The following is a 12,494-nucleotide window of genomic DNA, read 5'->3' as shown; positions in this document are numbered from 1 at the left end:
ATGACTGATGTAACTACTAAAGATAAAACAAAAAACAAAGTAAAAAATTATGCAAATGATTACAAACCATACTGGGAAAAAGCGATAGTAGAAACAGAAAAACAAAGAGCCCCTGACAGACCGGAATTCCGTATATTCATAAGTCACCAAAAAATGGGCACAGAAACAAGTGCCGTTCCATACAGTACACAAGGTAATACACAATCTGAAGACAAAGAAAAAACGACGGAGAAATAAAACATGGCTAACCGTAAAGGAGATAACGGAACAGGTAGTGGAGGCTCATGGAAAATAAACAACAACATAATAGTATGTAGTGACAGTAATACGGGAGCTGCTCAACTAGCAAAAGATGTAGTAAGCCATATTAATAGTGCAGGAAAAACAGCAACATATGGTGGTGTAGGTCCCAGCAGTGAATACAATGCAATTAGTGGAAAAACTAATACTACCATGTTTTGGATAGTAAACGGAGTAGACCACGCAATGTGTTACTACTTCTATACAGAGGTAAAAGATTCTGGTTGGAAAGGTAGTGGAAATAATATAGTTGTAGGATTTCACACAGGACATCCAGGAGTTTGTACACTTGCAAATATAAATAAACAAGATTTGAGAAATGCTCACGATGCAGGTTATGCTAAATCTGATGCACGAAGTGCAATGATGGCTAAAAGTAGTGGAGACTGGATGGCCAGTGCCAAAAATTGTGGGTGGGTAGCAGGACCAGACGCAAAAAGTCTTGCTCAAGCATTCCTCACAGGACAAGGTGCTGGTGGAAGTAGCGTAACTGTTGTTGAAGGATTTATAGAAAGTGGGAGAGGAGGATCTAAGGGAAGTAGTCCACAATTTTGGAATAATACAAATTATGAACCTTATTATGAGGTTCCTTTCACTGATTTTGAAGTCACAGAAGAATTTCCTCGAACCCAAACCATGGAATTTGAAACAACAAAAAACATAGACTTGACTAGTGGTAGAGTTGCAGTACTACTTAAAGGTGATTGTAACACCTTTGGAGGCATATTAATAGATAAACAATATGATAGTAAAACTCATTTATACTCTTATCAATGTCAGGGATTCATGGAACGTATAATGGCAAATGGAATATATGCAGTATATAATGGAAGTAAAACAGTTTATGAAATTATAACAGAAGTACTGGCAGACTTGGGAGTCCCAAGTACAGGTCTTAGACCTCTTGAAGATTATAATACAGCAATCACTAAAGAAAATCAAGAATTATTAAAAGCAGATGAAGATCTGGTAGAAAATTCAGGTGATTATGACCCTGAAAATAAGAGAACGTGGAAATCAACTATTAAAGATGATAAATTAAATCCTCTAAAAAGAAAACCTAAAGGAATCTATGATTGTGATACAATATATGAATTCTTCTGTGAATTACTATATGATTATGGAGTAAACATAGATTTTTATGGAGATCCCAACGGAATTCCCATATTTGAAATTGTTGATCTTGAAACCTGGAAAAAAGATGTGTATATTTTCAGTCCAAGGAGAGGATTTGAAAATGACTATGAATATGGCTATGATATTACAAACAGTGTATCTCAAGTAGTAGTAAAAAATATAAGTGCAACAGACAGTACAGGAGAAATATACACAGCAGAACAATTACTAGGTGTTCCAATACAGGATTATGAAGGAAGAATGGGAGTAATAGTAGATAATCCTGCGAATAATAGCTCATCTAATAATAGTAATGGAACATACCAAGATAGTAGTGGTAATAAATATACTTCAAATCAAGTTTTAACAACAAATGGGCAGCCTTCATGTAATCATTGTCTTAAAGATAAACCAGCAATTCAACAATACACTAAATACTGGTTTAATGAATGTCCTAAATGTGATGTGGAGGGAACACTTGAAAATGATACAAGTGGGGATGGAACAACAAAATGTACAGAATGTGAAACGGAATACTGCCAATACTGTGGTTATGACCGTAAAGGACAGAAATATCACCTCACAGAATTATTCACAACAAATAATACTACTAACATTGTAACAACGGATAGTGATGCCTCATGACGGATGAAACTAGTGTAGGAACAGAGATAACAACTGCAGATACAACAACCAGTACAGATATGGTTGCAGAAAATAATGTAACTAATAATCCTGAAAATAATAAAAAACTAGCAGAAATAGTGATGATGGAATCAATACGTGATAAATATAAGTTAACATTTAATATGCCTGATGTATTCAAAGGTTTACATACAAACAAATTCTTGTATATGGAATTATCAGACCAGTTCTATGAAAAACATTATGAAGATATTATCAAAGCCATCAAAGATACTAAATTCACTCGTTATGCTGGTTTTGAGAAAGGACGGTTTTTTGTTGAAAAATATGTATGGGGTGGTGGAAAAAAAGGTAAACACTCAAAGATAACTGTAAACCCATTAGCAAATAATTATAGTAGTTACATGAAAGCACAGCAAGAAGCTGAAAAATCATTAATACAAGCTTTAAGTAATGGTTCTAGTACAGGGGGTACAGGTAATGCAAATGTTCATGGTGAGGATTGTGGTGCAGATATAAGTACATGGGCTACTCACTCATGGGGTGCAGAAAGTTTTGAGAAAAACAGCCAAAAAATCATTGGAAATAGTTCACGTAATTATGCACAAAAAGTAGCAAACCTCACATGTGAACAAGCAATAAAAAGTATAGTATACAGTTACCATAAGCATCTGAATAATTGGGTATGTCCTGAGAAGTTAGCTGAAAATTGGCCTAATATTTATGCTAACTGTGCGGATCATGCAAGATTGGTGAAATGTATTTGTGATGTAAAAAACGTACCCTGTGCGATTTTCCATGGTACATGCCACTATTGGAATTATGTGAAAATAAATGGTAAATGGGAAAGTATTGATCTTTGCACTAATGGTAATGGACTGTGGGATGGCCATCGAAGGAACACAGCAGGATGGAATACCTGTGGAAAATTATAATAAAAAAATAACATAGGAGTTAATTATATGATAAATGAAGAATTAAAAAAACTAATCATGCCCCAACTAAAATTACACCTTGCAGAAGAACATTGGAATGAAATAGAAGTAATGTTTGAAGAAGTATATGTAATACATGAAAATGGACAGAACATAATTTGTTTAAATCCTGGAAGTACTCAAGGAGACGGATATGGTGAAATATCATTAATGTTCACAGAATTAACGGGAGCATATTACGATATGGGCCAATGGGAGTATATCAAAAAGGTGGGACGTAAACTATGACTGAAACTAACTATGATGATTATTCAGAGTTTAAAGAAAATGTACAAAAATCTCATGCTACGTATCAAATAAAAGATATTGTACCAGGGTATTACTCTGCTAAAGCAAACTTTGATGGAAGTGTTATCTTTGCACCAGCTATTTGGCCACCCGAGACTCCTCAAGATTATCAAGAAGGGGGGCGTGGTGAAAAATTTTATGGATTATTTGATTTAAGGTATTATGCTGAATGGAATGTAAATGATGTGTCACTTGTGGCATTTACAAGTACTAATATCACAGCTATTCTTCAAGATGTTGATGGAAATCCTATTGCTAATCAAAATATTAAATATAAATTCAGTCAACAAAAAGAAGTAGAAGCAATAACAGATCATCAAGGTAAAATCACTGTTCCATATGTTGCTAAAGGTGGAGGAACCATTCAACTACAATTCACTTATGAAGGAACTAAAAAATACGCCCCATGTGAAAAAACAATCAATATCACCATAAACAAGGTTACACCTACAATTACAGTTAATAATCTATCTGTGTATATAGGTAATACATGTACCATTACAGCCACTCTTTCTCAAGATGGAATACCTATTCCAAATAAAACCCTCATTATAAATGTACAAGGGAATAGTTACACACTTAAAACCAATAGTTTAGGACAAGTAACAACACCTAGTTTTAATAATCCTAATGTGGGAACATTCACAATTAATGCCTCATATACTCCAAATAATACAACAGTAGGCGGAGTTAAAGATAGTGATAATTATAACAGTACAACTAAAACAGGAACACTCACAGTACTCCCAAAAGAAGCATGCAGTATAACTATTACAAAAATAGATAGAGCAACCTATGGAACAAGTATAAATATTGAAATCACACTTAAAGATAAGTCTGGTGCTGCAATCAGTAATGTTAAACCAACTCTTAAAGTCAATAATAAAACAATAACGGTTCCAAACAATACTGATACAAATGGAAAAACAATAATACCGTATACAGTAAATACTACTGGGACATTAGATATCTACTCTAGTTTTTCATCACAGAAATATTCCCTAGTTAGTACATCAATACAAGTAGCAATCGGAGGGATACCAACTACTCTCTCTGAATATACTAATAGAAAAGAAAGTGATGGGAATGATTTATTAGTAAAACTTATTGACACAAATTCAGGACAAGAATTATCCAATATGACCATCAAATTCTTTGAAGGAACAACATTATTAGATACGGTAAAAACTAATGGAAATGGAATTGCAAGATGTAATGGTGCATTCCTTTCAATTGGTAACCATAATATTAAAGCGCAATTTGAAGGAACAACTGTTTATGGTGCTAGTGAAACATCATTCACTTTCACAGCAGAATTCCTTATAGATACATGTAATGATTTACGTTCATGGAGTACCATACTAGAAAATTGGTATGCTAGTGATGGCACATCAACATTCGGATTAGATGTAAATAATATCAACAAAGGTGAAACTCAAAAAGAACGTTGCAGAAAATATGAAGGATTAACCACACCAAGTACATACAAAAGAAATTGTAGTCGAGTAAATGACATACCAAAATCTAGTGGGGGTTATCAACATCTTTTCTTAAGAAATTATTGTAATGATTTGAAAAACCAAGCAACACAGGATAATAATGGATTACATGCACCAACTGGAGTAATATTACGTAGTAAATATCTTAAAACAACAGAAAATTGCACAATACAGTTCAAATTGAAATTTGCATATAATGGAATAAATGAAAAAACAACTGGAAAAGCAGCAGTACCTCGAGAATTTGGAGGACATTTTGGATTAATGCGTGAAGATGCAACAACTGCTGAATTTGCACCAGTACGATTAGAAGTATATAGAAGAAACTCATATTGTATCGTAGATGGTGGAAATTTAACAAGTAACCGATATGCATATAATTTCATGGAAAATGTAGAATATACAGTACAAATTCATGTTACAAGTACTAAAACAGAAATAAACGTATTAGAACTTAATGGTACAACCTCATTCACCAATTCAAGCAGTAATTTCGTAGGATTATATCCGTATATATTTGCATTTACTAATGGAACTGAACTTATTATACGAGAAATGAAAATAATTCCAAGATAATGGATGGAGATTTATGACAATAGATTGTAACAAAGTAAATATAAAAAAGAATAGCACAGGAACAAAAGTTAAAGAATTACAGAAATATTTAACATATTGTAAGTTTTATGATGGAAAAATTGATGGAAAATGTGGGGATTACACAGTAAATGCTATAAAAAAACTACAAAAAGAATTAAAAGTAAAAATCGATGGTAATTTTGGACCAATAACATGCAAAGCATCCAGTATCAATGGAAAAGATGTAAGTAAAACAAACATGGAAATTCCTTTAAAAATTTGGAAAGATATGATGTCAAGATTTGAAAAGTATGTGAAAGAAAATAAAACAGAACCTAAAATAATATACATCGATAAAGAAAATCCATATGAACATGTTACACTTGAAAAATACAAAGACCTAAAAACAAGATATGACACATGGATAAAAAATAATGGAAAAGAACCTAACATATTATACATGAACAAAACAGAAAATACAAAAATTAACACAACACAACCTAACAATACAAACACAACAACATTCACAGTATCCCACTTATGCGAAAAACAAGGAGGAAACTGCCTTGGACAAATCACAGGATATCATTGCGGACCACACAGCATCAAACAAGCATTACGAAAATTTGGGATAACAAAATATACTGAAGCTACAATAGCAGGATATGCAGGAACAACCACCGCAGGTACAGGGCATGGAGGACTCGAAACCGCAATTGCAACGATAGCAAAAAAAGAAGGAATTAATCTCAAAGTAGAATGGAAAAATTTCTCAGATTTAGGTCCAGACCAAAAATCAAGATTCAAAAAATTAGGTGAACTGATGACAGACCCTAAAAAAGCAGTATTTTGGCATGAAATGTATAGAGATGCTTATGGACATTACAGTTTAGCGAGAACAATAAACATATCTACAATGTATGGTATAATCGCAAACAGTTTAGGAAATAAATGCAATTCACCAGCATATTGTGGATATATGGAAAATAGAAAACTTAGTGACCAAGCAAGATATTTATCAAAAATCAGTCAGAAAAGTATTTGTATAATAACAAAAGCATAAGAAGGAGAAAAAAATATGGATGTAAAAGGATTAGATAAAATAATAACAAAACTTTTCAAAAAATACGAAAATGAAAAAATATGTTATGAAAAATTATTACAATCTTGGAAAAAATTAGAAAATGAAGAATTTATTGACAAAATAAGTATAGAATTAGAGAAAATTCAAGAAATATGTAATGGATACTATGCAAAATATGGAGTAAGTGATGAAATTCTTGAACTTCAAGTATGGATTAATCAGATAAGAAATCAATATGATATTACAGATCCAAGAGAAATAATTTATATAGATAATGGAAAAGGATTTGTACAATAAAAAAAGTGATAAGTCTAGTTGATAACAATGATAAAAGAATCTGAACTAGGAACAGATATAGACCGTAACTGGATAATTGACAACAGGGGTAATTTACAATTAGTAACCGGAAGTGAAAATCTAACACAAGCAATACGAAATAGATTAACCTGTTATTTTAATAATCTTTCATGGTGTTATCCGGGTTATGGAAGTTATGTACGAGACTGGATAGGAGAACCTAATGATCCTTATCGTCATGATACTCTACTTAAAGAAGTAACAAAAAGAGTTTCTGAAGATATAAGATTAAGGGAAGTATCCGTATCCATAGTGGATTACAGTTATTGGGGGGTAGGACTTAAAGTAAAAGCAATTGTAGTTGAAGATGGAAGTAAATTTGAAGAATATTTCCTATTCACTAATCAAGAAGAACCAGAAATAGATGTATGGAATGGAACATTCCATGATACACATATAATAACTAGGGGAAGAGGTTATTATACAATACATAATCATACAGTTACTGTTCATGCACATATACTTGATGAAGAAGACCGATTTGTACCTATAGGGGAAGTAAGTATATGGCTTGGGGAACAATACATTGAAACATTAGAAATTGAACAAAGTGGAACAAATGAACCAGGTACAGTAACCTTCAAAGTTCACACACCATTACATTTACATTATGGAAAACATGTTATGACTATAAAATATCATGGAAAACAGGGATATAATCCATGTACTTATAATTGTAATTTAATTGTTCTTGAAAAACTACCTACAAGTACAATGTTTGATGATGATATGGGCAAATATTATATTAATGAAGTAGATAGAAGTCATGAAGGAATACCTGTGGCAGTTGATGATGTGAATTATGAAGGTGTAACGATAGGTGTAGTTGAAGCTTATGCTGAAGATGATATTCCAGAAACAGTTACTATTGAACATCCAATTATTTATGAAACTGCTGAATTGTACGAAGAAGATGTAACTATAATTGCTTTACGGAACTTGATAAATTACACAAAAAGATACATTTTTGTTATGAATCATAGATTCTATGGTGGAGCCGTTTTTAAACTGATAAGTGACAATAATGTTCTTATTGATACATTGAAAGTGTATTATGATAACAATCGTTTTTATTTAGTTCATACCAGTGAAGATATTAAAACTGATAATGTTTTGAAGGTGTATGCATGACGAAACGAAAACTTGGAAGTGAAAAAGTTAGAGAAGGAAAAGCTAAAATTCCACTCAAAATAGAAGACCCTGATTATGCTAATGGAGAATATCCTCTTGAAATTAAATATCTTGAAAATGATTATTATGAGGGTAGTGATGCTTTTGGTTCATTATGGCATGTTTATAAAACATTCATTCATTGCCCTACGATATATGTACATAGGGGCATAGATGAAAATGCGAAGTTGATAGCAAATTTATTCAGTAATAATAATCTACTTAATGAAGGACAAGGAAATTTCATTGTAGAAAATGTTATACTTGATACTAAAAGAAACGTAACTAATGGTAGTGCATTTTATGATTATTCACTAAAACTATATGAGAAAACTACTATACCTTATTTTTTGTATGGATTTAATTATGATGGAATTGATGAGCAATATCGTGAACCAGTGAGATATGATAATGCCAGAGTAATTTTCGTGGACGATGATCCCAATAAGATACCCATATCTATTAAAACATACCCCGTTATGGGAGCAAAGGGTGACACGGTAAAACTTATTGCAAGGGTTTATAAAACAATTAATAATGGAAGTATTGATGCTCCTAAAGATATCCCAGATAATGGATATTTGGTATGGTATGTGAATAATCGTTATATCGGACAAACTGATTTCTGGGAAAGTGGATATGCCACATTGGATTATAAAATTATAGAAAATATAGGAGTATATGAATATCGTGTAGAATATATTCCAACAAATACGAAACATTACAATAAAGGATATGGTGCAAACACATTATGTGTACTACCGAAAAGTCCAAATATTGTTCATGCAAATGCAATCATCCCCACCACAAGTCTAGGCAGCACTATTTCTTTTGACATAACTCTTGATAAAATAGAATGTATTGATGGATTACGATTATATGTTGATGATCAACTTGTATCCATAATCGGAACTACAACAACTAATAATCATACTAAAACTGTTGAAAATAACACTGTAAATGTATCTTTTGCAATACCTGAAACTGTAAGTCCCTCAAAAAGATGGGCAGTTGAAGGAACACATGCAGTATTCTGGGAATATACGGATACTTGTACTGGAATCACTCATTACCAATGGCTTGATGACATGTTAATAATGTTCCCATCTACTATAGATTTTGATTATATAGGCAGAAATAATGAAAATCCATTTAATGAAAGAATTTTCAACTCATTATCGGGGATACCTATTGTTACCCCAGAAATAATAGGGAATGTAATCAATTCAAAATATCCAAATAAACTGGTCAACGATGGATTATTAATATTAGACTTAGAAAAATTACCTACAAAAACAAATCAAAAGATAATAATAGAACACATGGCACCTACAGTTAACTCAAATAATTATGAAGTTGATGATTACATTAATATAAACTCTACATTATCAAGTAATAAAGAACTAGGGATACCTAATCGAACTCTAAAATTCATAACAACAAATCCAGAAGGAACACAAACAACAACAAACAAAATTACAGATGCAAATGGTTACGCCACAAATAAAGTAAAACTAACTCAAAGTGGATTATGGAAGATTCAAACTAAATATGATGGACATAAATATGAATACTCGAACAACACAAGTATAAAATCAATTACTGTTGTCAAAAAAGACACAACCCTTGAATTAATATCTAATCCCGAGCAAATATTCGTTGATGATACCATAACATACACCTTCCAATTAACCTGTAAAAATACTCCATTATCTAATCAAACAATCAATATAATCATTGGCACAAAAACGTATACAATCACCACAGATGTGAACGGTAAAGCTATAATCAATCACAAACATACCATTGGTGGTGAAATAAATATTTCAGCAACATTCGATGGAACATATAAATATAACGCATCAACAACTAGCACAACTGTAACAGTAATCAAACTGGATGTAATGATAAATACCCAAAATATTAACACATATGTAAATGATGTCACAACAATTACGGGACAAATAACAGATCAAAGAGGAGAAAATGTACCAGGGGAAGTAGTTCTTAAACAAGGTACTAACATAATAAATAATATTCCTATTCAAAACGGAACATTTACATACAAATTTACTCCAACCACATCAGGTACTACAACATACACAATAGAATATTCCGCAACAAACAGATATAACTACAATAAAACTACTTTTAAAATAACAGTAAATAAAAAACCAGTATCAATAGAATTAATACCTGCAACAATTCCATATACTGGGGATAATGGTAATAAAATAGGAGTAAATGTCTTCACAACGGTATATTCTGAATTACAACCAGTTACTTCAGGTAAGTTGAACCTATATTTAAGACGTGAAAAGAAAAATGGTGACACTACAACAATATTAGTTCCAAACACATTAGTAGGATCTTATGTTTTAAACGGAAATAATTTACAATTAAAACGTAAAGATTTATTGCTTGATGAATTATATACTGCAATGGCAGAAAAAAATTACTTATTTTATACAGGATATACAATGACAGCAGAATATATAGGTAATGATGAATATTTACCATCCACTAAGGAATCAGAGTATGGTGCAGTAGCAATTCAATCAGTAGAACAAAAATTGTATATGAAAATGTTAATAGATGACGATGATTCATTGAATATTCAATCATTAATTCCTACTATAACAGCAAATGATTATGATGTTCGTATAGATTCAGTTAATAATGGATATCCTTCAAACATATTCTCTGATGGAAAATTCAGCATGGGAGAAATAAAACAAGGACAAACAATTTACTTCGTATTGGGTGCTCTAGCAAGACAATGTCCTGATGAATTAAGAAATTCAACAATTAATCATCTTGTGGATGCTCTAGTTGGAGGTGTAAACTATGATGTTCATATGAAATTAGATGCACAAATACATAATGATACAAATGATATGGATATTGAAGCTGGCGAAGAATTTGATGGAATGGGAACAATTATTGGTAAATCAGGATTAAGATACACACAATATTCCTATTGGAAATTCACAATACCCTCAGGCAAACAATGGGCACAAGTGAACCAAATTGAATTTATAATTATTATTGGTAAAAATGGTGGTTTATTCAATGTAGGAAATGATTATGGTCTTAGATTCTCGTTAGTTTACGACATTGAACGAAAAACTGTAACAATTGATTCTCCTAATTTATTACTCTTCAAAAAAGACACTATAATGATACCAATTTTCTTTACAAGTGAAGGAGAATTAATAGAAACGGGAACAATGAATTATGAAATTAATGAGGCAGAAGAATGAAAACAAAAAGTATAAACAAAGGAAGAATACTATCCTTAGAACGATGTAACAACTATAATTTCGGAAATTATAACTTAAATATAAATTTTCTTAAAGATGAAACCTATAATCAAACAGAAAAAACATCAAAAATATCCATCATAGAAGAAATTGACTGGTTAAATCTTGAAAAATGGCGTGTAGCAAATAATTCTGCAAGTTTATCTATAGAGAATGGACAAGTTGTACTACATTTTGGTCAAATAAATAATATGATACATTATGAAGGATTTATTCTTTATCCTGATTTTTCTTTTGTTATACGTGTTAAAATCAAGTCTGAAACAGGATATCTAATTGGCATAACTAACAAAACTAGTTTTCAACAATTTCCTTCAGGTACTTTACAAGGATATCATCTTGTTGAATATTCTTTTCCTGATTGTTCTTGGTATGTTGATGGTGTTTATCAAGGTAAAATTGCAGATTATGTTTGGTTTGATGAGAAACAACACATATTCTTTAAACGGGTTGATGAAACAGAATTAATATATGTCACAGAAATCGCTGTGGATACATATAGAACTTTACCTATTTATTCAGAAAATTACGAATATTCTGATTCTCTTAAAAACTGGTTCATCCAAGAATATAAAAAAGAATATGAATCAGAGGTAAGTTATCCTTACCAACATGGAATTGAATATGATAGTAACGGTAATGAAACAATTAAAAGCAAAGGAGTAGATATGGGTGGTTTAGTATTCACAGTATTTAAGGAACCTCTGCCTACCAAACATGGACAAATAGCTGATGGGACATTAAAAGCTACACTTCACATGGATAGTTCAAAGTATTGGAATATTGGACTATGTGAGATAAATAAAGAGAACTTCATAAACAAAAACAATGTATCATTTGAAGAAGTAACTTCTTCTACAATACTTGAAAACGTTATGACAAAAAGATATTCAGTTAATAGAACCATGTTAAATCAAGGAATAAATCCGGGAGTACATTCATTTGAAATTAGAATATGGGATAATATAGGATATGTATACATAGATAATACAGACACAAATTTAACCATTGATTTATCAAATATAACCAATTCTGAATTATATTTCTTTGTGTATTCATCTGGACAAAACATTACCTTACTTGATTTAATGTATTCGCCATTTGTACAAAGTATACCCATAGAATAGGAGGGAACAATAAT

10 protein-coding genes are annotated in these 12,494 nt (G+C 31.5%); all 10 read left to right on the top strand.

What is annotated here, in order from left to right; genetic code table 11:
* From QZZ11_RS05135 to QZZ11_RS05090, 10 genes are read left to right on the top strand one after another with little or no spacing between them, the layout of a single operon-like run.
* Positions 1–237: a hypothetical protein gene (locus QZZ11_RS05135; protein ID WP_292474172.1), complete on the top strand. Its 237-nt coding sequence runs from the start codon at positions 1–3 to the stop codon at positions 235–237.
* A 3-nt stretch (positions 238–240) separates the two neighbouring features.
* Positions 241–2,061 carry a hypothetical protein gene (locus QZZ11_RS05130; protein WP_292474171.1) on the top strand — a complete coding sequence of 607 codons (1,821 nt, stop codon included), beginning with the start codon at positions 241–243 and terminating at the stop codon, positions 2,059–2,061.
* Positions 2,058–2,996 carry a hypothetical protein gene (locus QZZ11_RS05125; RefSeq protein ID WP_292474169.1) on the top strand — a complete coding sequence of 313 codons (939 nt, stop codon included), beginning with the start codon at positions 2,058–2,060 and terminating at the stop codon, positions 2,994–2,996. The genes QZZ11_RS05130 and QZZ11_RS05125 overlap by 4 nt, the downstream gene beginning before the upstream one ends.
* Before the next feature lie 27 nt (positions 2,997–3,023).
* Positions 3,024–3,284 carry a hypothetical protein gene (locus QZZ11_RS05120; RefSeq protein ID WP_292474167.1) on the top strand — a complete coding sequence of 87 codons (261 nt, stop codon included), beginning with the start codon at positions 3,024–3,026 and terminating at the stop codon, positions 3,282–3,284.
* Positions 3,281–5,419 carry an Ig-like domain-containing protein gene (locus QZZ11_RS05115; protein ID WP_292474166.1) on the top strand — a complete coding sequence of 713 codons (2,139 nt, stop codon included), beginning with the start codon at positions 3,281–3,283 and terminating at the stop codon, positions 5,417–5,419. The genes QZZ11_RS05120 and QZZ11_RS05115 overlap by 4 nt, the downstream gene beginning before the upstream one ends.
* A gap of 13 nt (positions 5,420–5,432) precedes the next feature.
* Positions 5,433–6,482 carry a peptidoglycan-binding domain-containing protein gene (locus QZZ11_RS05110; RefSeq protein ID WP_292474164.1) on the top strand — a complete coding sequence of 350 codons (1,050 nt, stop codon included), beginning with the start codon at positions 5,433–5,435 and terminating at the stop codon, positions 6,480–6,482.
* A gap of 15 nt (positions 6,483–6,497) precedes the next feature.
* Positions 6,498–6,800 (top strand): hypothetical protein, encoded by a 303-nt coding sequence (locus tag QZZ11_RS05105; RefSeq protein ID WP_292474163.1) that lies wholly within the window; start codon positions 6,498–6,500, stop codon positions 6,798–6,800.
* Positions 6,801–6,827: 27 nt separating this feature from the next.
* Positions 6,828–7,991, top strand: coding sequence for a hypothetical protein (locus QZZ11_RS05100; RefSeq protein WP_292474161.1), 1,164 nt, complete (start codon positions 6,828–6,830; stop codon positions 7,989–7,991).
* Positions 7,988–11,293 (top strand): Ig-like domain repeat protein, encoded by a 3,306-nt coding sequence (locus QZZ11_RS05095; protein ID WP_292474160.1) that lies wholly within the window; start codon positions 7,988–7,990, stop codon positions 11,291–11,293. Before QZZ11_RS05100 ends, QZZ11_RS05095 begins: the two co-directional genes overlap by 4 nt.
* A complete protein-coding gene (locus tag QZZ11_RS05090) occupies positions 11,290–12,480 on the top strand; it encodes a hypothetical protein (RefSeq protein WP_292474158.1) in 1,191 nt (396 codons plus the stop codon). Before QZZ11_RS05095 ends, QZZ11_RS05090 begins: the two co-directional genes overlap by 4 nt.
* The last annotated feature ends 14 nt before the right edge of the window (positions 12,481–12,494 follow it).

The organism is Methanosphaera sp. (genome assembly GCF_016282985.1).
Lineage (GTDB): Archaea > Methanobacteriota > Methanobacteria > Methanobacteriales > Methanobacteriaceae > Methanosphaera.
This window is presented reverse-complemented; position numbering and strand designations above follow the sequence as displayed.

Coding starts and splice junctions, on each gene's coding strand:
- QZZ11_RS05090 (WP_292474158.1), top strand. CDS start 11,290: ATGAAAACAAAAAGTATAAACAAAGGAAGAATACTATCCTTAGAACGA.
- QZZ11_RS05095 (WP_292474160.1), top strand. CDS start 7,988: ATGACGAAACGAAAACTTGGAAGTGAAAAAGTTAGAGAAGGAAAAGCT.
- QZZ11_RS05115 (WP_292474166.1), top strand. CDS start 3,281: ATGACTGAAACTAACTATGATGATTATTCAGAGTTTAAAGAAAATGTA.
- QZZ11_RS05110 (WP_292474164.1), top strand. CDS start 5,433: ATGACAATAGATTGTAACAAAGTAAATATAAAAAAGAATAGCACAGGA.
- QZZ11_RS05120 (WP_292474167.1), top strand. CDS start 3,024: ATGATAAATGAAGAATTAAAAAAACTAATCATGCCCCAACTAAAATTA.
- QZZ11_RS05135 (WP_292474172.1), top strand. CDS start 1: ATGACTGATGTAACTACTAAAGATAAAACAAAAAACAAAGTAAAAAAT.
- QZZ11_RS05125 (WP_292474169.1), top strand. CDS start 2,058: ATGACGGATGAAACTAGTGTAGGAACAGAGATAACAACTGCAGATACA.
- QZZ11_RS05105 (WP_292474163.1), top strand. CDS start 6,498: ATGGATGTAAAAGGATTAGATAAAATAATAACAAAACTTTTCAAAAAA.
- QZZ11_RS05130 (WP_292474171.1), top strand. CDS start 241: ATGGCTAACCGTAAAGGAGATAACGGAACAGGTAGTGGAGGCTCATGG.
- QZZ11_RS05100 (WP_292474161.1), top strand. CDS start 6,828: ATGATAAAAGAATCTGAACTAGGAACAGATATAGACCGTAACTGGATA.